Origin of the sequence: Microbacterium sp. MYb45 (assembly GCF_002979655.1) — a bacterium.
In the GTDB taxonomy this organism is placed as follows: domain Bacteria; phylum Actinomycetota; class Actinomycetes; order Actinomycetales; family Microbacteriaceae; genus Microbacterium.
Genome location: NZ_PCPG01000019.1, coordinates 1 through 24,646, shown reverse-complemented (window position 1 = coordinate 24,646; position 24,646 = coordinate 1). Strand labels below are relative to the sequence as shown.

19 protein-coding genes are annotated in these 24,646 nt (G+C 66.9%); 11 read left to right on the top strand and 8 right to left on the bottom strand.

The window, feature by feature from the left end; genetic code table 11:
- Window positions 1-36 precede the first annotated feature (36 nt).
- The 9 genes from CQ034_RS18520 to wecB are packed head-to-tail and all read left to right on the top strand — an operon-like array spanning window position 37 to window position 13,052.
- Window positions 37-1,851, top strand: coding sequence for a nucleoside-diphosphate sugar epimerase/dehydratase (locus CQ034_RS18520; RefSeq protein ID WP_258134276.1), 1,815 nt, complete (start codon window positions 37-39; stop codon window positions 1,849-1,851).
- Window positions 1,848-2,978 (top strand): DegT/DnrJ/EryC1/StrS aminotransferase family protein, encoded by a 1,131-nt coding sequence (locus tag CQ034_RS18515; protein WP_219860817.1) that lies wholly within the window; start codon window positions 1,848-1,850, stop codon window positions 2,976-2,978. Before CQ034_RS18520 ends, CQ034_RS18515 begins: the two co-directional genes overlap by 4 nt.
- Window positions 2,975-4,075, top strand: a complete 1,101-nt coding sequence (locus CQ034_RS18510; RefSeq protein WP_105712243.1) for a GNAT family N-acetyltransferase — start codon at window positions 2,975-2,977, stop codon at window positions 4,073-4,075. The genes CQ034_RS18515 and CQ034_RS18510 overlap by 4 nt, the downstream gene beginning before the upstream one ends.
- Window positions 4,068-5,093, top strand: a complete 1,026-nt coding sequence (locus CQ034_RS18505; protein WP_105712242.1) for an ATP-grasp domain-containing protein — start codon at window positions 4,068-4,070, stop codon at window positions 5,091-5,093. The genes CQ034_RS18510 and CQ034_RS18505 overlap by 8 nt, the downstream gene beginning before the upstream one ends.
- Entirely contained in the window at window positions 5,090-7,480 is a 2,391-nt protein-coding gene (locus CQ034_RS18500) for a glycosyltransferase family 4 protein (RefSeq protein WP_105712241.1), read from the top strand. Before CQ034_RS18505 ends, CQ034_RS18500 begins: the two co-directional genes overlap by 4 nt.
- Before the next feature lie 7 nt (window positions 7,481-7,487).
- Window positions 7,488-8,756 carry a lipopolysaccharide biosynthesis protein gene (locus CQ034_RS18495; protein WP_181156378.1) on the top strand — a complete coding sequence of 423 codons (1,269 nt, stop codon included), beginning with the start codon at window positions 7,488-7,490 and terminating at the stop codon, window positions 8,754-8,756.
- Entirely contained in the window at window positions 8,753-9,904 is a 1,152-nt protein-coding gene (locus CQ034_RS18490) for a nucleotidyltransferase family protein (RefSeq protein ID WP_181156377.1), read from the top strand. Before CQ034_RS18495 ends, CQ034_RS18490 begins: the two co-directional genes overlap by 4 nt.
- A 33-nt stretch (window positions 9,905-9,937) precedes the next feature.
- Window positions 9,938-11,929 carry a DUF4012 domain-containing protein gene (locus CQ034_RS18485; RefSeq protein WP_105712238.1) on the top strand — a complete coding sequence of 664 codons (1,992 nt, stop codon included), beginning with the start codon at window positions 9,938-9,940 and terminating at the stop codon, window positions 11,927-11,929.
- A 52-nt stretch (window positions 11,930-11,981) separates the two neighbouring features.
- Entirely contained in the window at window positions 11,982-13,052 is a 1,071-nt protein-coding gene (wecB, locus tag CQ034_RS18480; RefSeq protein WP_105712237.1) for a non-hydrolyzing UDP-N-acetylglucosamine 2-epimerase, read from the top strand.
- A gap of 18 nt (window positions 13,053-13,070) precedes the next feature.
- Here the strand turns inward: wecB and lepB are convergent, their stop codons facing one another.
- On the bottom strand, window positions 13,071-13,742 hold the full coding sequence (lepB, locus tag CQ034_RS18475) for a signal peptidase I (protein ID WP_105712236.1): 672 nt from the start codon (window positions 13,740-13,742) through the stop codon (window positions 13,071-13,073).
- A 48-nt stretch (window positions 13,743-13,790) separates the two neighbouring features.
- Here lepB and CQ034_RS18470 point away from each other — a divergent pair, with 48 nt between their 5' ends.
- On the top strand, window positions 13,791-14,903 hold the full coding sequence (locus CQ034_RS18470) for an acyltransferase family protein (protein WP_105712235.1): 1,113 nt from the start codon (window positions 13,791-13,793) through the stop codon (window positions 14,901-14,903).
- A 37-nt stretch (window positions 14,904-14,940) separates the two neighbouring features.
- Here CQ034_RS18470 and CQ034_RS18465 read toward each other — a convergent pair whose 3' ends face one another.
- The 5 genes from CQ034_RS18465 to CQ034_RS18450 form a co-directional block, all read right to left on the bottom strand.
- Entirely contained in the window at window positions 14,941-16,716 is a 1,776-nt protein-coding gene (locus CQ034_RS18465; RefSeq protein ID WP_105712234.1) for a D-glucuronyl C5-epimerase family protein, read from the bottom strand.
- 148 nt (window positions 16,717-16,864) lie between these two features.
- Window positions 16,865-17,953 carry an O-antigen ligase gene (locus CQ034_RS18460; RefSeq protein WP_146114883.1) on the bottom strand — a complete coding sequence of 363 codons (1,089 nt, stop codon included), beginning with the start codon at window positions 17,951-17,953 and terminating at the stop codon, window positions 16,865-16,867.
- Between the two features lie 246 nt (window positions 17,954-18,199).
- The gene (locus CQ034_RS19655) at window positions 18,200-19,189 is read right to left on the bottom strand and encodes a MauE/DoxX family redox-associated membrane protein (RefSeq protein WP_181156376.1); all 990 of its coding nucleotides are present in this window, start codon (window positions 19,187-19,189) and stop codon (window positions 18,200-18,202) included.
- A 149-nt stretch (window positions 19,190-19,338) separates the two neighbouring features.
- The gene (locus tag CQ034_RS19650) at window positions 19,339-19,875 is read right to left on the bottom strand and encodes a hypothetical protein (protein ID WP_181156375.1); all 537 of its coding nucleotides are present in this window, start codon (window positions 19,873-19,875) and stop codon (window positions 19,339-19,341) included.
- A 195-nt stretch (window positions 19,876-20,070) separates the two neighbouring features.
- Window positions 20,071-20,967 carry a helix-turn-helix domain-containing protein gene (locus CQ034_RS18450; protein WP_105712231.1) on the bottom strand — a complete coding sequence of 299 codons (897 nt, stop codon included), beginning with the start codon at window positions 20,965-20,967 and terminating at the stop codon, window positions 20,071-20,073.
- 328 nt (window positions 20,968-21,295) lie between these two features.
- Here CQ034_RS18450 and CQ034_RS18440 point away from each other — a divergent pair, with 328 nt between their 5' ends.
- Complete coding sequence (locus tag CQ034_RS18440) at window positions 21,296-22,381, top strand: hypothetical protein (protein ID WP_105712229.1); 1,086 nt, start codon at window positions 21,296-21,298, stop codon at window positions 22,379-22,381.
- 25 nt (window positions 22,382-22,406) lie between these two features.
- On the opposite strand, the gene CQ034_RS18435 is transcribed toward CQ034_RS18440, so the two are convergent.
- Window positions 22,407-23,870: a polysaccharide biosynthesis tyrosine autokinase gene (locus CQ034_RS18435; RefSeq protein ID WP_146114882.1), complete on the bottom strand. Its 1,464-nt coding sequence runs from the start codon at window positions 23,868-23,870 to the stop codon at window positions 22,407-22,409.
- A 94-nt stretch (window positions 23,871-23,964) separates the two neighbouring features.
- Window positions 23,965-24,646, bottom strand: a 682-nt coding sequence (locus tag CQ034_RS18430) for a low molecular weight phosphatase family protein (RefSeq protein WP_308737274.1), incomplete at its 5' end; no start/stop codon positions are given.

The window sequence follows — 24,646 nt, the reverse complement described above, 5'->3', positions numbered from 1 at the left end:
GACGTGTCTACCGGCAATATTCCAATATTGTCTGAGGTGTCGGTGAAGCAGCGGCGACGCCGCATGCTGGCCGCGGCGGTCGATGGGCTCGCCTGGACTTTCGGCGTCGTGCTGGCGATCGCGCTCCGCTTCGAGTTCATGATGGACGCGCAGGGGTGGATCTCGACCATCGTGCTCGCGCTCGCCGCCGGCATCATCCAGATGGCGGTCGGATTCGCGACAGCCCTCTACCGCGGGCGCTTCACCTACGGCTCGTTCGACGAGGTCCGCGCGGTGGCGTTGATCGTCGTGATCGAGGCGATCCTGCTGTCCCTCATCGTCATCCCGATCGGCCCGGTGGTCGGCATCCCGCGCGGAACGCTGCTGCTCGCCTTCCCCTTCGTGCTGCTGCTGATGTTCGGCGTGCGCTACGTGGCCCGCCTCGCGATCGAGCGCGCACGCAAACCCGGTGCGGATGCCGAGGCAGCACTGATCATCGGTGCGGGATTCCTCGGCGACAAGCTGCTCGCGAACGTCACGACCGATCCGTCTTCGCCGATCCGGCCCGTCGGCCTTTTGGACGACGACCCGGCCAAGCGCAACCTGCGACTGCGCGGCGTCCCGGTGCTGGGCACCACGCGCGACATCGCGTCGGCCGCCCGGACCACCGGTGCAAAGCTCGCGGTCATCGCCATCCCGAATGCCGACAGCACCCTGCTGCGTGCGCTGAGCGACCGCGCCGAGAGCGCCGGTCTGCGGGTCGCGGTCACCCCCACGCTCGCGACGCTCGCGTCGGGGGAGCAGTCGGTCACCGACGTGCGCGACATCAGCATCGAGGACCTGATCGGACGTCACCCCGTCGACACGAACGTCGAGCTGATCGCCGGGTACATCACTGGTCGACGCGTGCTGGTGACCGGTGCCGGTGGCTCCATCGGCTCGGAGCTGTGCCGACAGTTGGCCAAGTACGGGCCGAGCGAGCTGATCATGATCGACCGCGACGAGACCGGACTCCAGGTGGCCCAGCTCGGGACGCTCGGACACGGGCTGCTCGATTCTCGCGACGTCGTCCTCGCGGACATCCGTGAAGAGCAGAACCTGCTCGACATCTTCGTCGACCGGCGCCCCGAGGTCGTGTTCCACGCGGCCGCTCTGAAGCACCTGCCGATGCTCGAGCAGTACCCCGACGAGGCGTGGAAGACGAACGTGCTCGGAACGCTCAACGTGATCAACGCCGCGCGCGCCGTGGGCGTCGACACCTTCGTCAACATCTCGACCGACAAGGCGGCCAACCCGACGAGCGTGCTCGGACACTCCAAGCGCGTCGCCGAGAAGCTCACCGCCTGGGCGGGATCCGTGACCGGGATGCGGTACCTCTCGGTGCGGTTCGGCAACGTGATCGGCAGCCGCGGGTCGATGCTGCCGACGTTCCAGCGGCTGATCGCCGAGGGGCGGCCGATCACGGTCACCCATCCCCAGGCGACGCGGTATTTCATGACGATTCCCGAGGCGTGCCAGCTGGTCGTCCAGGCGGGCGGCATCGGGCGAGCGGGCGAGGTGCTGATCCTCGACATGGGGGAGCCGGTGTCGATCCTCGAGGTCGCCAAGCGCATGATCGCGATGTCGGGCAAGAGCGTCGAGATCGTGTTCACCGGGCTCCGTCGCGGCGAGAAGCTGCACGAAGAGCTCGTCGGGTCGCGCGAGAACCTGGAGCGACCCTTCCACCCGAAGGTGTCGCACACACGGGCCGACATCATCACGCCCGAGCGGCTCGACAAAGCGGGCTGGATGGACCGGATGTACGCGAGCCCGCGGATCAATGACACGGTGGCGATCGAGCCGATCCGTGCAGAAAAGGTGTCAGAGGCGTGAGCGAGCGGATCTACATGTCTTCGCCCGATGTCGGCGAGGCGGAGGAGCAGGCGGTCGTCGCGGCGATGCGATCCGGATGGATCGCCCCTCTCGGCCCCGACGTCGATGCCTTCGAGCGTGAGCTCGCCGAGCGCGTCGGAGTGGCTCACGCGGTGGCGTTGAGCTCGGGGACCGCAGCACTGCACCTCGCGCTGCTCACGCTCGGCGTGAAGCCGGGCGACGTGGTGCTCACCTCGTCGATGACCTTCGCGGCGACGGCCAACGCCATCGTCTACACCGGCGCCGAGCCGTACTTCATCGACGCCGATCCGACGACCGGGAACATCGATGCGGCACTGCTGCGTGAGGCGCTCGTCGAGCTGCGGGACGCCGGCGAGTACGTGGCGGCCATCGTCCCGGTAGACCTGCTCGGGAAGGCCATCGACTACACCGCGGTCCTCGCGATCGCCGATGAATTCGGCGTGCCGGTCGTGGCGGATGCGGCGGAGTCGCTGGGCGCCACGCACGCCGGTCGTGCGGCGGGCAGCTTCGGACGAGCATCCATCGTGTCGTTCAACGGCAACAAGATCATGACGACGTCCGGTGGCGGAATGCTGCTCACCGATGACGCCGACTTCGCGCAGCACGTGCGGTACCTGGCCACCCAGGCACGGCAGCCGGTGGTGCACTACGAGCACACCGACATCGGGTACAACTACCGGATGAGCAACCTGCTCGCGGCGCTCGGCCGCGCGCAGCTCGCTCGCCTCGACGCCATGATCGCCCGCCGTCGCGAGATGCGCGAGCTCTACAAGCAGCTCTTCGCCGAGGTCGATGGCGTGGAGGTCTTCGGGGCCGAGGGAGACGAGGCGGACAACGTCTGGCTGACGTCGATCCTCATCGACTCGTCCATCACGGGCTGGGAGCCCTCCGAACTCGCCGCAGCGCTCGCCGCCGACGACATTGAGAGCCGCCCGCTCTGGAAGCCGATGCATGCTCAGCCCGTCTTCGACGGTGCGCGCAGCAAGACCAACGGTGCGTCGGAGGCGCTGTTCGCGCGCGGCCTGACCCTGCCGAGCGGTTCGGCACTGACCGATGCGCAGCGTGAGCGCGTGGTCACCGCGATCCGCGGCTTCCTGAACCGATGAGGGCGCGGGTGCGTCCGTACGACGTGGTGAAGCGAGGGCTCGACGCGGCAGCCGCTGCGGTGGGACTCGTCGTGCTCAGTCCCGTTCTCCTCGTTGCGTATGTCGTCGTCACGTTGGCTCTGGGCCATCCGGCCATTTTCAAGCAGCAGCGCCCTGGCCGGCATGGGGTGCCGTTCACGCTGCTCAAGTTCCGATCGATGCGGTCGATCGACGCCGCTCGCGGCCGCGTGTCGAACGAAGAGCGGATGACCAGGTTCGGGCGAGTGCTGCGCGCGACCAGTATCGACGAGCTCCCGAGCCTGTGGAACATCTTCGTCGGAGACATGAGCTTCGTCGGTCCTCGACCCCTTCGTCTGGCCTACCTCGAGCGGTATTCGGCTGAGCAGCAGCGCCGCCATTCGATGCGGCCGGGACTCACCGGGCTTGCGCAGGTGAGCGGTCGCAACGCGCTGACCTGGGATGACAGGTTGCGGTTGGACCAGGAGTATGTGGAACGGCGAAGCCTCCTGCTCGATGCTCGGATCCTGTTCCTCACGGCGAAGGCCGTCATCACCCCTCGCGATGTCGCGGCGGAAGGCCAGGCCACGATGAGCGAGTTCTTCGGGCCGGAATCGACGAGCAGGCTCTCTCTCGCGCCCCTCGCGGAGGAGCACCTCGAGACGCGGGTCAGCTGGCTGAACGACGACCGTGTGAGGGCGGGCATCTCGATCAGTTTCGCAGCGGACATCGACTCGACGGTGCGGTGGTTCGCCTCGACGAGGTCTTCATCGGACCGATGGGACTGGGTGGGAGTCACTCCCGCCGGAGTCTCCGTCTCGATGTGCGGTCTGCTGCGCGTGGAAGAAAGCACCGCGTCGCTGTACATCTACGTCGATCCCGATCAGCACAAGAACGGCTTCGGCAGAGACACCATGAGCATTCTCATCGCCAACGCCAGACGCCTCGGCTTCGACAGGCTGGAACTGGAGACACCGGCAGACAACGAGCCGGCCCGTCGTCTGTACGAAAGCCTCGGTTTCTCTATCGTCGGGACCCGCGAGGACGGCAAGAAGCTCCACCTCACCAAAGACATCACGGCAGGGCACGCGAATGGATGACAGCCAGACGTTCCGGATCGTCATCGGATCCGCGGGGCGCCGAATCTATCTTCACGACTGGTTCGAGAAGGCGCTCTCCCGCGCAGGCGTATCGGGTGAGGTGCACGTCACCGATGCCGACGCTCGATCTGCGACATACTCGCATGCGACGTACCGACACCTCATGCCGGCGTACGCGTCTGACGAGTACTTCCCCGCGATGGTGAACCTGGCCGACCGGTTGCGCCCTGCACTGCTGTTCTCGGTCAACGACTATGAGATCGAGGCGCTGGCGACCTCCGGGCTGGGACAGCGGATTACGGAGCTCGGTACGGAGGTGCTCGGCGTCCCCGGTGATCGGCACCACCTCGTGCACGACAAACTCCTCATGTCCCGTGCTCTGACTCAGGAAGGGATCGCGACGCCGCGTACGGTGCTGCTCACAGACCTTGAAGGGCTTGCCGAGCTCGCCCGGTCCGCGCCGCGGATCATCATCAAGGACCGTTTCGGCAGCGGCTCGTCGGGACTCATCAACGTGGCTGCGGGCGACCTTTCCCTCGCCGTGGAGTGGGCGACGAGATCCGGTGCTCTGGTGCCCGACGGCCTCATCGCGCAGCCAGCGCTCGAAGGCATCGAGTTCGGTCTCGACGTGGTCGCTCCCCTGAAGGTGGGCGCGCACCCGGTCGCGGTTCTCGCGAGGCGAAAGCTGCGCATGCGGTCGGGTGAGACGGACCAAGCGATTTCGGCGGACGCGTCGCCGTTCCTGCCGCTCGGCGAGCGCCTCACGACGTGGCTCGGCCACCGAGGCAGCGTGGATGTCGACGTCATCGTGGCCGATGACGGCGTGCCGAGCGTGATCGACATCAATCCGCGCTTCGGTGGTGGGTATCCCTTCAACCATCTGGCGGGTGCCGACCTGCCCGCACTCTTCGTCGCGCAGCTCAACGGCGGGTACGGAGCGGAACTGGGCGAATTTCTCCGGTACGACGTGGGCGTCGCATCGAGCAAGTACGAGGCAATTGTAGGAGCTGCTGAATGACACTCGAAGAACGCAGCGTCGTGAGCGACCGGCACATCTGGCTGGTCAATCACCACGCCCTCGTGCCGTCGAAAGACGGGGGCTCCGGGCGTCACCTCAACATGGCGCGCTACCTCCCCGCCCACGGATGGAGCGCCTCGTTGATCGTGGCGAGCACGGTTCACGCGCGCGGCGCGCAGGCGATGCCTGGATGGAAGCTGCGCCAGATCACCTCGGAGGATGGAGTCCCTGTCCTTTGGGTGCGGGCCAGCGCATATGGCCGCAGCATGGCGCGGCGATTCATCGGAATGTTCGTCTTCACAGCTATCGCTCTGCTCCCGGGCATGACGCGCGGGCTCCGCAGACCCGATGTCGTGATGGGGAGCACGGTCCATCTGCTGGCTGCCTGGGTCGGTTATCGTCTCGCCAAGCGCAACCGGGTGCCGTTCGTGTACGAGATTCGTGACGTGTGGCCCGATGCTCTCGTCCACCTCGGCAAACTCACGCCGCAGGGGATGCCTGCGCGTTTCATGCGCCGTCTGTCCGTCAAGCTGGCGAGAGTCGCGGACATGGTCGTCTCGCCGCTGCCGCACGTGGACCGCTATCTCGAGGAGAACGGCATCGACCCGGCGAAGTTCTGCTGGGTGTCGAACGGGTTCGACGACTCGACAGCGCTCGACCTCCCCGAGGACAACGAATCGCCGTTCACCTTCATGTACCTCGGCGCTCACGGCAATGCCAACGCCCTCGATGGGGTGATGGAGGCGTTCGATCGGTTCTGCTCTGCGCACCCCGACATCGACGCCCGCCTCCGATTCGTCGGGAATGGGCCTCTCAAACCGCAGCTCCAGGACTTCGCGAAGAGTCTGTCGAGTTCCTCGCGCATCGCCTTCGAGGATCGAATCCCGCAGAGCGAGGTGATCGCTCGGGCGAGGGAAGCGGACTGTCTGGTCGCAAGCCTCCACGACAGTCCGGTCTACAACTACGGGATCAGCCCGAACAAGCTCTTCACGTACTTGAACGCCGCACGTCCGGTGATCTTCGCCAGCAGCGCTCCGAACAACCCGATCAGCGAAGCGGGATCGGGTCTGACTGTTCCCGGTGATGATCGTCCCGCGCTTGCTGAGGCGATGTTCGAGATCTACAGCATGCCGCTTGCGGAACGCGCCGCGCTGGCCCGCAAGGGTCACGAGTACGTGAATGCCACCTACACCCACGAGGTGCTGACTGCGCGCCTCGCGTCGGCCCTCGGTTCTTTGGCGAAGGCGCCGCTCGCGAGCGCCTCGAGCCGCCGACGTCGGCGGTCCGTTGCTCACGTCAGCTCGGTTCACCCGTCGACGGACAACCGCATCCACTACCGTGAGTGCGCGAGTCTCGTCGAGGCGGGTTACGAGGTCACCCTGATTGCGGTGAAGAGCCCGATCGAAGGGCCGCCCTCGGGCGTCACGGTGCTCACCGTTCCGCGGCGTCGTCGCATTGCCCGGATGCTGCTCTCGAGCCTGCAGGCCGTCACGATGGCGATTCGTACGCGCGCCGCGGTGGTGCACCTGCATGACCCCGAACTGATCCCTTACATTCCCGTCCTCCGGATGCTCGGGCGTACCGTCGTGTACGACGCGCATGAGGACCTTCCGATACAGGTGATGACCAAGTCCTATCTCTCGCCCGCTCGGGCAAAGGTCGTCAGCTGGTTCGCGACAGGGCTCGTGCAGATTGTGCGCTCCGCCAATGTCTGCGTCGCCGCGACCGAGACGATCGCGGCGCATCTTCCGACCGACCGAGCCGTCGTCGTGCACAACTATCCGCCGCTGCGGGAGAGCGAGTCGTCGGCCGACGAGGTCGATATCAACGAGCGCGCCCAGACCGCCGTGTATGTCGGGGGTATCGCGAGCCGCCGTGGCTCTGACACGGTGATCGGCGCTTTCGGGGATCCCGGCGCGCCCGAGGGCTGGCGACTGAATCTTGCCGGTTCGCTCTCGGAAGCGCATCTGAACTCGCTCCGGGCGCTCCCGGGTTGGGGGCAGGTCGACTTCGTGGGCCAGGTCGGCCCCGAGCAAGCACGCGACATCATCCTCTCGAGTCGAGTCGGACTCGTACTGTTCGCCGACACAGAGGCGCACAGGGACGCACTGCCCACGAAGATGTTCGAGTATTTCGCCGCCGGTGTTCCGGTCATCGCCTCGGACTTCCCGCTGTGGCGGACCATCGTGGCCGAGCACGAATGCGGTCTGCTCGTCGATCCATCGTCACCGGCCGAGGTGGCGGCCGCGCTGGCGGAGTATGCGCGCAAGCCCGAGTTGCTCTCCGCCCACTCTCGCAACGCCCGGCGGCTGGCCGTCGAGCAGCTAAATTGGCAGGCCGAGGGCAAGCGGCTGGTCGACACCTATGATCGGTTCCGCTGGAGATGAGAAGTTCGTGTTCCGACGGTTGAGCGCGCTCCTGCAATCCGGAGTGTCCCGGATTCTGACCGGAACCCTCATCGGTCAGGGGACCCTGCTTGCGGTCTCGCCTTTGCTGACCCGTCTCTACGACGTCTCTGACTTCGGGGCGCTCGCCGCATTCACGGCCTTGGCGACGGTGGCGGGAGGTATCGTCAGCCTCAGCTGGGAACGGGCGATCGTCATTCCGCGCGCTGAGCTGAGCGCCCGTGCGCTCGCGATCCTCACTCTCGCCAGCACCGCTGTCATGAGTGCGCTTCTGGCCGTGCTCATGTGGTTCGGTGGTCCCTGGCTGGACACGCTGCTCCAGACGGCGGGGATCTTCTCCGCCTATTGGTGGTTGCTGCCGCTGACGACCATGGCGATGGGGACGTATTCCGCGCTGTCCTCGACGCTCGTCCGCGATGCCGCCTATGGTCGGCTCGCCGTGCGAAACGGCATCCAGGGCACGTCTCAGGCGCTCTCGAGCGTCGTCCTCGGCCTGCTCGCGGTGGGTCCGCTCGGCTTGCTGTCGAGCATTCTCGTCGGGCGGGTGGCGAGCTCGGTCGGGATGGCGGGAACTCGGGGGGAACGTCGCGAATGGCCATCCCCGTTGCGCGTGCGAGTAGTGGCCCGCCGCTACCGGCGCTTTCCGCTCGTCGTCACCTGGTCTCGGGTACTCAACATCCTCGGGCTTCAACTCCCGCCGCTGATCGTCATCGCGATGTACGGATCGATCGAGGCCGGGCTCTATGCGCTGACCATCCGCGTTCTGGCGACGCCGATCGGCATGGTCGTCGATGCCGTCAGCCAGTACTTCGAAGGCACGTTCGCGACGCGGCGGCGAGAGAGGTCGGGACGCCTCTCCGCCCTGCTTCTTCGAATCTCCACGCGTCTGCTGGCCGTGGCAGTGGTCCCGGCGATCGTGGTGGCGGTCTTCGGGCCGGTGCTGTTCGGGTTCGTCTTCGGTGCGGAGTGGGCGGTGGCAGGTCAGTATGCGCAGATAACCGTGCTCTTCTATCTTGCTCAATTCGTCGTGGCTCCGATCTCTCGCGCGCTGCTCGTGCTCGAGCGGCAGTACCTCCAGCTCGCCTGGGATGTCAGCCGGACGGTCCTGATCTGCGCTGCCGTGCTCCTTCCCGGGCTGTGGGGCTTCGGGCTGGAGGCCGCACTCATTGTGCTGACTATCGTTCAGGTCGCCATGTACGCTGCCCTGTTCCTGCTGTGCCTCTTCGCATCCCGCCGCGCGGAGGCGGAATGGGCATGAGCACGGGCGCGGGGAGCCGACCGGCGAAGACCTGGCGTTCGGTCGCCGTAGGCGCTCTCGACCTGGTCGGACACCCGATCGGCGAAGAGGGCTACGAGCTGCTGCTGCTTCCCATCAACGCAGGCGCCCCCGCCTACCTGTGGGGTGACGGGGCAGCCACCTGGCGACGCCTGCTGGAGCATCCCGCAGCTGACGAGACATTCGATGAGCACACCAGCGACGTCGTGCGTCAGCTGGAGGAGATGGGACTCGCCACCGCATCGCCTGATGTCGACCGAGGCGCGGTCGAGTTGTCGCCGCCGTGGCTGCGGTCCCCGCAACATGAGCTCGTCTATGCGCTGCTCGCCGAGGTGGCGAGACAGAACGCGATCGAGATCGTCTTCATCAAGGGCCCGGCCCTGCATGCTCAGGGGCTGCGAGCTCGTGAGCACTCCGGCGACGTGGACTGCTGGGTTCGCCCCGGAGACGAGGTGCGACTCGCCGAGGCCATGGTGGCTTGGGGATGGACACCGCTCTACTCGGCTTTTCTCGGGACGGGAGTGCCACACTCCCTCACTCTGCAGCCAGCGGAGTGGGGGTGCGCTATCGATGTGCATTCGCGATTCCCTGGAATGGCGATCAGTCCCGAAGTCGCATTCGAGTATGTGCAGGCGAGTTCGGAGTCCCGCGCCTACGCCGGAGTGCGGGTGCAGACGCCCTCGAGGTCCGAGCACGCAGTGATCACGGCCCTGCACGAACTCCGCCCGACCCACGGACGGCAGCCCAACCCGGTGCAGGCGGCGAACGCCCGCCACGCACTGGAAGCCGCCGGCCACGACACGATCCGTTCCGCGAATGATCTCGGGGCAGGGTACGTGCTTCGACAAGTCCTCCGTGATGCATACGGCGAGTCGAGTATCGACGGACTGGCCACCCCGCGACCCGAGGACTGGGCATGGCGATCCGCTTCGGGCCCGCGCCGCTACGTAAAGGCGTTCCTCACCGTGCCATGGCGCCACCGCGCCCGCGTGCTTGGGCGGCTCATCTGGCCATCGACCGCGATGATGCTGTCGGTCGAGGATGCTCCAGATGCTCCCGCTCGGACTCTGGTGCTTGCCCGTGTCCGCCGGTTCTCCCGCGCCGTGCGTGCCCTCCTCGGGGGGAAATAGGGGTTATGCAGCTTCAGATGATTGGATCGTGAGATGCCCGAGAACAGCTCGCCCCCTCCGTCGCGCCGCGAATTGCGAGAAATTCAAGCCCAGCAGAACGCGCAGGCGGCGCCGGAGCAGTCCGACGGTTTGGCAGGGCTGTTCGGCGACCAGCCATCCGGAGGGCGAGACGAGCAGCTGGCGCACCCTGACGCACGTCCACCGCGGTCGCACGACGACGGCAGGACCGGCGGTCGCGGACGGCGTCCTCGCCGAAAGCGGCGCGCGCTGTGGATCACGCTCTCGTGCCTCGCGCTGCTGATCGTGGCGGCAGCCGGGCTGGCGTGGGCGGGTTCGAAAGTGTACGCGCAGGCGATGGACGCTCGTGCGCACCTTCTTGCGGCGATGCCGCACGCGGCTGAGTTCCGCACCGCATTGCTCGCCGGTGATACCGCGGCCTCGGAAGCGGCAGCTCATGCGTTCGAGGCGGAAGCCGCGCAGGCGGCTTCCGCTACCGGAGGCAGGATCTGGGGAGTGCTCGAGTCGATCCCGCTCCCGCCCGCTGAGAATCTGCGTGCGGTGAAGACGGTCGCCGAGGCGGCTGAGGAGATGGGCGCTCGGGTCTTCGTCCCGGCGAGCTCGATCGGCCTTGCCAGTCTGACCCCTCAGGATGGTCGTATCGACGTGGCGCAGCTGGAGGCCGTCGGTTCCATCGTGGGCGAGGCGGATCGTTCCGTCAGTGCGCTTGCGGAGCGGGTGGGCGGGATCGATCAGTCGGCGCTGCTGCCGCAGGTGAAGCAAGGGGTCGGCCAGATCGTCGACGCGATCGCCGAACTGCAGCCCATCCTCACCGCGGCGTCTGACACCTTCGAGTTTCTCCCCGCGATCCTCGGGGCTGATGAGCCTCGGAACTACCTCCTGATGTTCCTGGGCAATGCGGAACTCCGTGCGGGCGGGGGAGGCCCGGGATCATTCATCCAGGTGCGTGCGGAGGACGGCGCTCTGTCGGTCGTCAGGCAGGCGGCTGCGACCGAGTTCACCAGCGCCCGAGCGGAGCCGATCGCGCCGCTGGATGCCGAGTCGGAGGCGCTCTACTCCGACATCCTCGGACGCTGGATCGCCAACCTCACCGGAACTGCCGACTTCCCCACGAGCGCCGGGCTGGCGCAGGCGTGGTGGGCCGAGAAGTTCGACGATCAGATCGATGGCGTGATGTCGATCGACCCGGTCGCCCTCAGCTACCTGCTGCCCGCGACCGGACCGATATCCGTGCCGACAGGTGAGACGCTGTCGTCGGAGAACGCCGTGAGCATGCTGCTCAACGAGGTCTACTTCGCGTACCCGAAGGGCGTCGACTCGAACGCATTCTTCGATGGTGCAGCCGCTGCGATCTTCGCCCAGGTGCTCGGAGGAGCGCCAGAGCCGAAGGCATTCCTGGAGGGGCTTCTGCAGTCGGTCGATGAGGGTCGGATCCACTTCTGGTCAGCGAACGAGGACGAGAGAGCGGCCATAGGTGCCACGGCGCTCTCCGGCACACTGCCGACGATCAACGATGACGTGACAGCCGTCGGCGTCTATTTCAACGACACGACCGGCTCGAAGATGGACTACTACGTCGATGCGTCCGTGAATCTCACGACGGATCAGTGCACGGCGAGCACCGCCGAGCCGACATGGACCACGGCCATCAGCTTCACCAACGGCATCAGTCGCGGTGACGCCGAGTCGCTCCCGAGCTACATCACGGGTCCGTACTACCGGCCGGGTGACATCGCGACCGACGTGATCTTGTATGCGCCGGTGGGCGCATCAATTGAATCGCTGACGGTCGACGGAGTGGAGACCGCCGGCACCCGCGCGACACATCTCGGACGAGCGGCCGTGCGGGTCAGCATTCTGTCCCCGCCGAACTCCACTCAGAACATCGTCGCCACATTCCGCGGCGCCGAGGGGGAGCCCGCGAGTGGCTATGGTGCACCCGAGGTGCAGCACACCGCGATGGTGAGGGAGACGCCGGTGACTCTCGACGCCCCTGGATGCGGTTAGCCGCGGAAGGTGTCCGGATGAGCGAGGGGTCGTCACGCCCTAGGCTTGTTCCGTGAAGGTAATCAGTGTCGTCGGCGCCCGTCCTCAGTTCGTGAAGCTCGCTCCGATCCATCGGGCGATGAAGGCCGCCGGGATGGATCACGTGATCGTCCACACCGGCCAGCACTACGACCCGATGCTCTCGGACGTGTTCTTCGAAGACCTCGGGATCGGGGACCCCGATGTGCATCTCGGCGTGGGCAGTGGTTCTCATGGAGTCCAGACGGGCAGCATGCTCGCCGCCCTGGACGCCGTGTTCGATGAGCATCGCCCCGACTGGGTGCTCGTCTACGGAGACACGAACTCCACCGTCGCGGCTGCCCTCAGCGCGGTGAAGATGCACATCCCGGTGGCACACCTCGAGGCCGGCCTGAGGAGCTTCAACCGACGCATGCCCGAGGAGCACAACCGGGTTCTCACGGATCACGCTGCCGACGTCCTGCTGGCGCCGACCGAGGTCGCCATGGGACACCTCACGCACGAAGGCCTCGAAGACCGCAGCGTGATGGTCGGCGACGTGATGACCGATGTCCTGTTCGAGATGCGGGACAAGGTCGGCGCCGAGCCCTCTCGTCTCGTCGCAGAGCTGGTGCTCGAGCCGGGCGAATACTATGTCGCAACGATTCACCGCGCGGAGAACACAGACGATCCTGAGCGTCTGGCATCGGTCGTCGACGCACTGTCTGCTCTCGACCGCCCCGCAGTGCTTCTTGCACACCCTCGGGTGGTCGCGAAGGCTGCGGAGCACGGGATCGACCTCCAGCGCGGGACACTGCTCACGCACGCGCCGCTGGCGTACCCGGATCTCATCAATGCGGTGATGTCGAGCGCGGGGGTGGTCACCGACTCCGGTGGTCTGCAGAAAGAGGCCTTCTTGCTTCGGATCCCGTGCACGACCGTGCGCACCGAAACCGAGTGGGTCGAAACCGTGCAGCTCGGGTGGAATGTGCTCGCCAACAGCGCCGCGGAGATCGCCGACGCCGTGCGCCGGCCGATGCCGGCGACGACGTTCGAGGCGCCCTACGGCGACGGCAATGCCGCGGAGCGGGTGGTCGAGGTACTCTCGGCCGGATCTCTCCGCTGAGCGCACCGCCGCTCGTCGCTACGGGCCACCCCAGCGGCTGATCGGCCACAGGATCGGTCCTGCTTCGCCTACGACGAGGTCTCTCTCCGCCCAACGCCAGCAATCGTCCGCGCCGCCGCCTCGGCACAGGTAGGCCGAGTCGGCAGAATTCGCCCGGTTGTCGCCGAGTACGAGGTAGGACTCGGCGGGGACCGTGACCGGGGGGAAACACCGCAACGACGCGGGTTGGGAGTCGCAATCGAGTTCCCCGTCGATGAACGGGAGGTCCTTGCGCACGTAGGGCTCGTCCAATTCCACACCGTTGACACGGACAGCACCTTCGGCGCTGCAGCATTCGACCGTGTCGCCGGGAACGCCGATTACTCGCTTGACGAGGACGTACGGGCGGATCCCTGTCGTCTCCCCGACCCAGGAGACCGCTGCACTGAGCCCGTTCGCGGGTGTCGGGCGCTCTCCCCAGGCATCGCTGGGACGGAACAGGACGATGTCGCCTGCTGCGGGGTCGGAGCCGACGTAGGCGAGGCGATTCACGATGAGCCGATCGCCGGGTTCGAGCGTCGGGGACATCGAGCCTGATGACGGCTGCCCCAAGAAAGCGATCACGACAGCGGTGAGGCCCAGCGCGAGCGCGAGATGGATCCAGAGTTTGGATCGGCGCCGGCGATCAGGGCGGGACTCAGATGTCGTCATCTCGGCCTCCGGGTCGCGAGTTCTCGGTAGACCCAATACTGTCAGGACATGCCTCAGAACTCCGCACGCGTCGCGCGAGATGCGAGCACCGATTTCGCGGCGATTCCCCAGGGTGGGCGTCTCGTGGTGCCCGACGTTCTCCGAGGGTTCGCGATCGTGGCGATGCTCATCGCGCACGCCGCGCCTTTCATTCCGAACGTCCCCTCAGCGGTGCACTTCCTGAATTCGAATTTCAGCGCTGTGGCGTCGCCGCTCTTCGCGCTCGTGATGGGCATGTCGGCAGAGCTCGTTTGGCGGCGCGGTGGAAAGATCGGCACGACTCTGCTCCACCAGTGCCTCCGCGGTCTCTTCCTCGTCGTGCTCGGCGTCTGGATGGCCACCTGGGGGTCCTGGGTCGCAGTGGTGCTCGCCTACCTCGGGGTGCTGATCATCGTGGGGGCCCCTCTGCTTCTGGCGCGCACTCCAGTAGTCATCGGCATCACCATTCTGCTCTTCGCCATCAGTGAGCCGCTCCTCGAGCTCGCGCGCACCTGGACGTGGGTCTACACCGCGCCGGCACCCGTTCGCGACCTCATGGTCTGGACCTTTCTCGGGCCGCAGTATCGCGTGGTCAATCTGCTTCCAATGTTCCTCATCGGCGCGGTCCTTGTCCGACACGGGTTCCGGCGGGATCGACTCCTCTGGGTGCTCGCCGTGGCGGCGCCCCTTGCGTTCATCGCCCGCGGGCTCCTGGAGTACTTCGACATCGTTCGCGCTCAGTCGGGGGACTACGTCGACACGCTTCGCGACTTCGGACTCGTCTTCGTCGTATACGTCTGCGTCGTACTGGCCGCGACAGTGCAGCGAACGGGCGCTAAGCGGTTCTGGGGCGCCGTCTTCACCCCCCTCATCGCGTGCGGTCAGGTGGCGCTGTCCCTCTATCTCCTGCATGTCGGACTCATCGCGGCATGGAACACCAGCCACGGCCGCCCCACCGAGAACCTCTGGCTCGGATGGGCCGTGATCGTGCCGGTGATGATCCTCGTCGGGTGGCTCTGGTGGCGCTTCGTCGGCACCGGCCCTGTGGAATGGGTCATGGGCTGGCTCACCGGACGCCCCCGCAAGCGCACTGAGCACGGCGTCGCTGTCGAGTCTCAGAGAGACGACCGAGTGGCTGATTGATCACGCGGGGCGTCGGCTCCCGTTCCACGGGTCGACGTCAGGGCATCAACTGGACGCTCCCGCTTGCGAGCACCCACATGCCCTTCCAGATCCCACCTGTGATGCGGTAATACATACCCGCATCCAGGGCGACCGATTGGTCGGCATATGCGCTAGACGGTCTGCTGAGTCCGGCGGTCTTCTGGCCGACGATCTGCCAGTCTCCATCGAACGTGACGCCACTGTGATTTCCTTGCGCGAACTTCACAAGCCGGGCCGGATTCAGCGAGATGGGCGTACCCGCCTCGGCAGGCGGGTCCCAGTCCTGCACGCGCTCGCCTGTGAGCGGACGAACTGCAGCGCTCACCGTATCCGATGCAGGCACCCACAGGTCCTTCCAGATTCCATTGGTGATCAAGTAGTGAGTGCGTCCATTGACGAGCGCGCGCATGCTGGCGTGTGCCGACGAGGGTGTCTTGAGCCCGGCGCGCACGGATCGGACTATCTTGCCGCCCTTGCTGTATTCGAATCCGGTGTGCGTGCCCGCCGCGAAGTCGATACGGCGAAGGGGGGCGAACCTGTAGCGCTCGAGCGCGAGACCGCCGATATGCGTCTTTCCTGCCTGCTCTTCGATCCATTTACCGGCGTGCTGGCCTGAATCGATCCGCAGCCAGATCCCGTCGGTACCGACGAGCTTGCGGCGGCTGCCGAAGGCGACGTCGGCGATCGTGGCGGTCGTCGCAGTCGTGACGACCGCCTTGCTCGACGCGCTCGCATTAGTGGAGGCGAAGCGGTGATCCCCGGACGAGATGGGCCCGCGCCCGTAGGAAGTTGGGGCCGGGAAATCCGCGAGGAAGGCATCCGCAAGTGAGGCGAAGTAGAGGTCGCCAGTCATGTCGAACACCTTGTACAAGAGCTCGACATGCACGTTGTGGTAGGAGATCGATGGGGTCTCATGGCGGAGGCAATAGTGGCTGATCCACCCGGGATCGCGGATCGTGTCCGCATAGTGCTTCATAGTGGTCGCCCCGATCTGGAACAACGATTTCGCTTCGGGATTCCCGGTCAGCCGGTAGTAGTCGTACATGCCATAGACGCCGAACACATGCCCGTTGAACGTGAAGTCAGCACGTCCTTCCTGATCGGCGTACTCCTCGAACCAGGCATATCCGTGCGCATCGATCCGGGTGACCCACGGTGACGAAGGGTTCTTCAGGACTTTGAAACTCGCGAACGCGCCGTCAGCCGCTACTCGGTATCGCTCATCGCCGGTGGCGGCGTACAAGCGGCAGAATGCGCTCAGGGCTTGCCCCTGAGCCATTCCCGAGTACCAGGGGGCGATCATCTTGTCCGGCCCGCTGTGGAGCGTGAAGTCGAACGTGTAGGGGAAGAACAGTGCGCCGGAAACATCTGTGGCAGATCCGATGAGCCGGTCGGCGTTCGCTCGCGATGCGGCAAGATACGCGGGGTCTTCGTTGAAGGCGTAGCTCGCAAGGATGCTCAGCGCGGCTTGTGCCTGCCCGACGGGGTGGTTGTGCAGCACCCCGTCGTACACGCGGATCGAGACATGCTCGCTGTCATAGTTCGCTCCAGCCGGCAGCGGGCGAGCGAAAGTGCCGGCGTATGGCAGCTGTTCAGGAGTCAGTTCTCGAAGGGAGAAGTTTTCTCGCTCCGCGTCGAATAGCCCCCGGATTTCCGCGCGTGCGGGCGCATGGACGCCCCGACGGGAGAGCGGGAGGGAGAATGCGTGGGTAGCGGAACCCCCGAGAGTGGCCACCGTCGAGGCAGCCGCTGTGCCTCCGAGCGCGAGCGCGGTGCGACGAGAGATCAGCATGCAGGACTCCTGGGGGTTATTGGCAGATCACCGTCACGCTAGCAGCTTGCCACTGGGCGCCCTGACGGACCGCGAACGCCTGTGAAGTCGCCCAGCACTGCGGCCAACGCCCGTGCGGTGAGCCGACGATCTACAGCAGATCGGGGACCTAAGCCACGTCCGACGAGACTCGCGTGGTGCGAGTGTTCGTCCTGAGCGCCGCCGCGCGCTTCGGCGCCGGGAGATGCTCGGCGCCCCGTGCTCGAGAGTCATTGACGGCCCAGGCGGCGAAGAGCACGACGACCAGGAGGCGCGACCCGTTGATGTCGGAAGACACCATCGCGTTGAAGGCGCTGAAGACGAGCAGCGCAAAGAACGCGACTCCCGTGCCGTCCGTTGCTCGTCGAAGAGCGCTGATTGCGCCTGCGAGGAGGAGAACGGCGACCGCGACCATTGCGATGAAGCCGGCCTCGAAACCTACCTCGAGAAGAAGGTTGTGGGGATAAGGGTTGGGTCCACCGATCTCGGCGAAGGACCCCCAGCCTTGTCCGTTCTCGACCCGCAGGATCCCTTCCCACGCTGCCTCCCACATCTGCGTCCGTGCAAGAGAGGATCGATCGGTGTCGCCACTGACGAACGTGAGAATACGAGCGAATCCCACGTTGCCGTCCCGAGCGACGACGAAGACGGCAACCGTGCCGAGCGCGGCGACGGCGGCGAGCGCTCGTACCCGGTACTTGTTGAACATTGGCGCGAGAGCGACTGCGACGAGAATGGAGAGTGCTGCCGCGAGCGCGGGCCCGCGGCTGCCTGTCATCAAGGCGATAACGGCAAGGCTTAGCGCACCGAACAACGAGAACAACCTGACACGAACGCGGGACTCCCGCGACATCGCGATCACGGCGAGTGCGACCGCTCCTGCCATTGCCAACCGCGCTGTTCCGATCGTGTCAGTGCCCTCGGCAGAGACGCGTCCGTACAGTTCCACGGATGAGCCGCCAGCGAGTACATCGATCGATGCGATTGCTCCGGCTACCACGAGCGCGTGCAGGAAGGAGCGACGCTGCGTCGGAGTGCGCAGCAGAAAGAACGGGGACAGAGCAAGGAGGAAGGTGATCGTGAAGAGAGTGAAGACCTTCGTCTGACCGTACGGAGAGGGCATCGCGGTTGCGACGGTCGGCAGCAGCAGCAACCAAAGAATCACCGGAAGGATGGTGAAACGCGAGGGTGCACCGAGACCGAACACCGAGATGACCATCGCGATGGCGACGATGCCACCGGCGACGAGCGTCAGGTCGAACGGCAACCATGACAACGCCGGATGCGATTTGAACTGTCCTGCAACGACGAGCAGGACGATCGCATATCCTCCGAGTCGTTGGGCCACCGCCGAAGTCTATCGTCCTGTGCGCGAGCCCGGAGGTCGGCGTGCTTCCGCTGATCCGGACGCCGAGCGAACTCAGAGCAGAGCTATGCCGTGGTCGGTCGAAGCGGCACCACCGCGTCAGGCGGGGGAAACCTCGACCGCCGCGCGGATGCTGTCGATCAGCACCCGCACCTCGTCGCTGCCGACCGCCAGCGGCCCGGCCTGCGTTCCGTCGGTGCCGATGAGCGCGGCCACCGGGGTCGCCGCTCCGATGCGGAGCGCCGCCGCCACCGAACCGCCGACGTCGAGCGCGAACCGCGTCGAAGCGGGGAGGTCGTGCGGCGGCTCTGTGCTCGCCGCGACGCTCACGGCGCGCTGGATCACATAGACGTCGACAACGGCCGCCAGAGGGGCCTCTGTGGCCTTGAGCGATGCCAGGGCGGTCGCGCACGCATGACACCCGGGCGCGACGAACACCAGGAGGCGAGCGCGGGTTGCCGGGACGAGCACGTCGACGATCTCTGCCGTGGCGGGCAGCAGCACCGCGCCGGCTCCACGGGGGATCTGCGCGTCCGTCCGCCCGGTGGCGTGCGATGCGCGGACCAGGGACCAGACGCCGACGGCGATCAGCAATCCTGCACCGACAGCGCCGAGCACGAGGGGCACCGACGGGCCCGTGAGGAGTGTGGCCGGAATCCCGACGGGCTCGGAGACGGCGACCGCCGTGACGGCCCCTGCGAGTACCGAGGCGGCGATGGCGGTGAGGACCGCGTTGCGCACGATGAGTCGAGGCCCGATCGCGGAGGGGAGCCAGTCACCGAAGCAGCCGCAATCATCGGTGGCGCCGAGTCGGTGCGCCCGGGCGACGGCGACCAGAAGGCCGGAGGTCAGCAGGAGTGCCGCCGCGGCGGAGACCACGAAGAGCCAGCTGGCGGTCGCGAGCAGGCCCACGGCGACAACGGCCTCGGCCGCGATCAGCACCCCGGCCGCGGTCTTCGAGTGGCGAACCGGGATGCGCAGGGCAGCGAAGGCCGACTGTCCGTGATCCGCAGAGCGCAGTTTGCCGACGGCGCTCACGGCGAAGACGACGGCGAGGAAGAAGGCAAGCGGAACGAGGAATGCGCTCATGGGTTGATTCTCCCGGATCGGAAAAGCGGGCGGATCCTGGAAGGATCCGCCCGCTCGGTGCTGCACGTCGCCCTGCCGCCACCATCGGCGGTGGCCGGAGCGACGATGGGAGCGTCGGTGCTGGGCCCGGCGCTCCCATCGAGATCCGCTCAGAGCAGGTTGATGCCCACGTTCTGCGAGGTCGAGTTGTTGCCGGTGACCGAGTCGCCGGTGACGGTCGCGGACATGACCTGCTGCGGTCCGCCGAGGAGCGAGGTGAGCAGCCCGACGTTGAGCAGAGAGTCGAGCGTCGTGCCCAGGCCGATGACGATGTTGCCGCCGGCGGGGATCGACGGGAGCGTCAGCGTGTAGTTGCCGTCTGCCCCACCGATGGACACCCCGGCCACGGTGGCGATGTTCAGGCTCAGCAGGCCCGGGTTGTACTGCACGACGGCCGTGGCACCGGCGGGCGAGGCGTCGGTACCGTTGTTGGTGATCGTCAGCGTGTTCACGGTGTTGACCGACGCGAGGAGACCGAGGTTCAGCGTGATCGGGCCGCTGAGCGCGGGAACGAGGTCGTCGTTCACCAGCGACGCGGCCGCGAGCGGCGTGGCGACGGCTGCCGCGATGACGGGGACCGACCATGCCGCGCCCTTGACGAGCGTGCGGCGCGAGACGCCCTTGTTCTTCTGGATTTCTTCGGTCACGTGAGTGCCCTCCCTGTTCGATGCAGATGCGGTTTCCCGCGGTGTCGTGAAGAGGCGACACGTCGTCTGCATCCCCCAGGAGCCTCTTCGTGGTCATCAAAGTAGGGAGAGGAAGAGGGGGAGGAAGGGGGTTTCGGTGAACTACGCGCAGGGTGCGCTCAACCTGCGCGATCTGTGCGTTCTGGCTGCGCGGAGCTATGCCCGGCGCGAGGAGCGCAGGGTGCGCGGGGTGGCCTGATAGGCCTCGTCGAGTGCCCGACGCATGCTCATCGGAGAGTGGAATCCGGCGCGCTGCGCGATCTGGTCGATGCTCAGCACGTCATAGCGACTGTCGACCAGTAGCGAGTGCGCCAGCCGCGCGCGTTGGCGACGGATCTCCGCCGCGACGCTGTTGCCGGATTCGGAGAAGACGAGCTGCAGCTGCCGCAACGACGACTGCACCTCATGCGCGACGCGCGACGGTTTCAGCGACGGGTCACCGCACTGCTGCGAGATCACGGCGATCGCCCGCTCACGCAGCACGGCATGCGGCGAGCCCTGCCCGCTGACCCCGCCGATCCGGTCGAGGAGTACCGCGCCGCACATCTCCATCACCAGCTGCTCGATGGCGTACTGCTCGATCGCCGATGCATTGTCGTCGGTGTCGAGCAGACACCCGATGAACTGCTGCATCGAGGTGTCGAGGAGCCGGCGGTCCGCGAACACACTCGCGTCGGAAGGCAGCGACGGCACGAACGAGGCGATGGCCGAGCGGGGCACGAGTGCGGCGACGAAGCGCCACTGCCCTGCCCACCGCAGTCGGCGTGCGATGCCGTGTGCGGCGACGACGAGACCGCCCTCGGTCTCGACCCAGGGTTCGCCCTCCACTCGCGACCAGAGCGCCTGTGCTTCGACGAACGCGAAGACCGAGTGGTCGGGGTATCTGCTCACCGTGTCCACGTGGAGTTCGGAGGTCCCGCCGCCTGTGCTGAGCAGTCGCACACCGCCGGAGGCGCGCTCCCGGGAACGCAGTCCAGGGCGGTCTCCGACCCGCCGGACACCGTGCTTCGCGAGCTCTCTGTCGTCGATGACCTGAGCGTGGGAATGACTCACGAGACGTCCCCTTTCAGGGTGCCAGCGAGCGGCAGTAGCGCCTCTGCGATCGGTGCGGCCTCGAAGCCGAAGCCCCGATACAGCGGTGTATTGAATATAGATTCAATCATCCCGGACCTCCTGTCAATGCAGATCTCGAATTCGTGTAGTGAGACGACACGAAACTCATCTGCATCCCCCAGGAGCCTCACTGCGAGCCACCGTAGAGCGCCCGTCAGGGAAAATCCGACGAATAGACGAAAAGCGCGCAATGTGCGTTGTTCCTGCGCGCATTGTGCTGCCGACTCCGCGGCTCGCCGAGTCGGCGAACGTGGATAGGCTTGCTGGCATGCCCGATCGCCTCCTCGTCAACGCGGTCGGAGCGGTGATCGAGATCGACGCCTCCCAACGCGACGACGACTTCCGGGCTCGCGCCGCGGCTGCCTGGGCGGATGCCCGCTACGAGGGCGATCGAGTCGCCGATGCGGTCGCCGTGGTTCCGGCCGACACGGAGGATGCCGCAGCCCTCTCCGCGCTCTCGACCGACGTCACGATCAAAGCCCTCGCGCACCGCCGACACGACCCGATCTGGATGTTGCATGCTGCCGGTCTCGCCACTGACGACGGTCGCGTCGTGGTCCTCAGTGCGGCATCCGGCACCGGCAAGACGACGGCGGCGCGCCACCTCTCGAAGCGCTACGCGTATGTGAGTGACGAGACCATCGGCATCGACGACACCGGTCGCGTGGTGCCCTACCGCAAGCCGTTGTCGATCATCGAACAGGATGCCGTTCCCAAGGCTCAGGTCGCGCTGTCGAGCATCGGCGGCGCGCACCCGCTTCCCGATGAGCTGCGGGTGGCGAAGATCGTCGTGATCGATCGCTCGCCGGAGGGCCCGGAGGTGCCGGAGGTCGAACTGCTGGACGTCGCGGACGCCCTGGCTCTGCTGGGACCGCAGACCAGCTATCTCTCCGACGGGCCGGCACCCCTGCAGCGGATCGCTGCGCTGCTCGAAGCCACCGGCGGTGCGGTTCGACTGCGCTACCGGGAGGTGGCGGGCATCGACGGGATCATCGACGATCTGCTCGCGGTCGAGCCCGCTCCGGTGCCGCCGATCATCGCCCGCACCGCACCCGTGGTCGACGCGTCAGCCGCGGACGCGTACCGCCGCGCGGAGACCGTCGATGAGCTGGTGCTCGACTCCCGTGTCGCCGTGCTGCGGCGGACGCCGACCGGGGGACAGGTGCACGTCCTCGACGGCATCGGCCCGACCATTTGGAGCGCGGCCGCCGGCGGGAGCACGCTCGCTCAGCTCGTCGACGCCGTGGTGACCATGCACGGAGAGCCCGCAGACGGAGACCCCGTGACGATCGTGCAGACGGCCGTGCAGGTGCTCATCGCCGACGGGATCCTGCTGCCGCCGACTCAGCCCTGAGAGGGGCCGCAGACCGAGCGGTGACTCAGACCTGAGCGGTGCCGCGCCGGCGTACACCGGGCGCGGCGTCGGGCTCAGTGCTCTCGCTGTCCGCGCCGTCCTTCGCGTAGCGCTCGTAGGCGCCGTAGTACTCGCGGCCGTAGTACGCCGACTCCGCACCCTTGCGCGGCACACGGTTCAGCACCACGCCGAGCACCCGACCCGTCGTGCGCGTGATGTTGTCGATCGCACGCTGCAGCATGTCGAAGGTGGTCTTCCCGGACGAGACGACGATCAGCACGCCGTCTGCGTTCGCGGCCAGCACCGCGGCGTCGGTCACCGGCAGCACCGGTGGCGAGTCGAGGATGACGATCGCCGACTTGCTGATCTCCGCCAGGAAGTCGCGCATCCGCTGCGACCCGAGCAGCTCGCTGGGGTTCGGCGGGATGCGCCCGGCGCCGACGACGGCGAGCGGGATGTCGCGGGAGGGGCGATGCGCCACATCCTGCAGCTCGGCCCGACCCGCGAGCACATCGGTGAGGCCGACGTCGTGGGACATGCCGAAGATGTCGGCGATGACCGGGCGGCGCAGGTCGCAGTCGATGAGGATGGCCCACTGTCCGGCGGCGGCGAGGCTGGAGGCGAGGTTGACCGAGACGGTGGACTTGCCGTCTCCGGGCACGGAACTCGTGACCACGATCACGCGCGGCGGGTTGTCGACGTCGATGAACTGCAGGTTCGTGCGCAGCTCGCGCATCGATTCGATGAGGTGGTGCGACACCCCGTGCTGCGATTCCAGGGAGAAGTCGATCACCTGTCGCTCGCCGGCGATCGACTTCTCGAGCGGGAGGGTGCCGATGACGGAGACGCCCGTCTCGCGCTCGATGTCGCGGGGGTGACGCACGCGACGGTCGACGGTGTGCCGCACGAACGCATAGACGAGACCGAGGGCGAGACCGGCGAGAGCGCCGATGATCACGTTCAGTCGCGTGTTCGGCGACGACGGGGTGCTGGGAAGGCGCGCGGAGTCACCGACGATGAGGGAGATCGCCGCCGGCGTCTCGGCGGTGCCGCCCTCGAGCTTCTCGATCTCGATCGCCATGCCGTCGAGCCAGGCCTGCGCCAGTGCCTGCGCCGACTCGGGCGTCGGCCCGGTGGCGGTGACCTTCAGCGCGGTGGTGTCGACGGGGTTCGTCACCGTGACCCGGTTCACCAGCACGTCGGGCGAGGCGTCGATGTCGAGTTCGTCGATCGCATGCTCGGCGACCGCCCGCCAGGAACCGAGATTGAGGTACGACTTGACCCTGCTCTGGGCGAGCTGGTTGCCCACGAGGGCGGAACCGCTCGTGCCGTCTCCGCCCACGGCCGTCACGATGCCTGTCGTGTCGGCCGAGTACACCCGTGGCTGCAGGGAACTCCAGCCGAACGCGAGGGCCGCACCCACCAGCGTGGCCGCGACGATGACGATCCAATGCGCGCGCAGAATGCGCGCGTAGTCTCTCAGTTCCAACTCTTCATCCCCTCGCACATCCCGCGGGGAGGCCGGGATGCAGACATGAGAATGAGCATACGGCGAACACCCCGCCGCCGGAGGCGCACACGGCTCACGTGAGGGCGGCGCGCACGATTCGTTCGACCTCGACCAGCGCGGGAGTCAGCTCCGCCGCCGACCGCGCGTAGGTCTCACGCGACCGCCGGTAGGGGTCGATCACGTCGTCGTCATCCCCGGAGGAGGCGGTGACGCCGCGCTGATCGTTGACGGCACGCAGCACGGCGGCGAACCGCTCGTGGGACGACGAGCCGGCCGCATCGGCGGCAGCGCGGGCGTCGTCGGTGCTCACCGTCGATGCGAGGCGCGCGAACTCGCGGACCGTGAAGGTGCGACGCAGTCGGTTCGGCATCATCTTGACCACGTGCGACCGATGCTCGCGTGCCATGGTGAGGACGAGGTCGGCGTCGTCGAGAAGCGGCTCGACCAGGTAGCGGGCCAGGTGGGCGGATGCCGTCGCGGGATCGACGCCCGCCTGCGCGGCCAGCTCCAGCGCCGGCTCGGGCATGCCGTGACCTACCAGGGCATGGGTGCCCGCGCTGTGGACCCGCACGCCGAGCGGTTCGAGGTCGGACCGCAGCATGACCTCGGCCAGCGGCGACCGGCAGATGTTGCCGGTGCACACGGTGAGGATCGTGAGGCGTGACGAGGGGGCATCCGACGCCGGTGCGCCCAGGATCGCGGCGAGGGGGGCGGCATCCTCCGTGGGGGCGGATGCCCCCTCGTCACGCCTCACG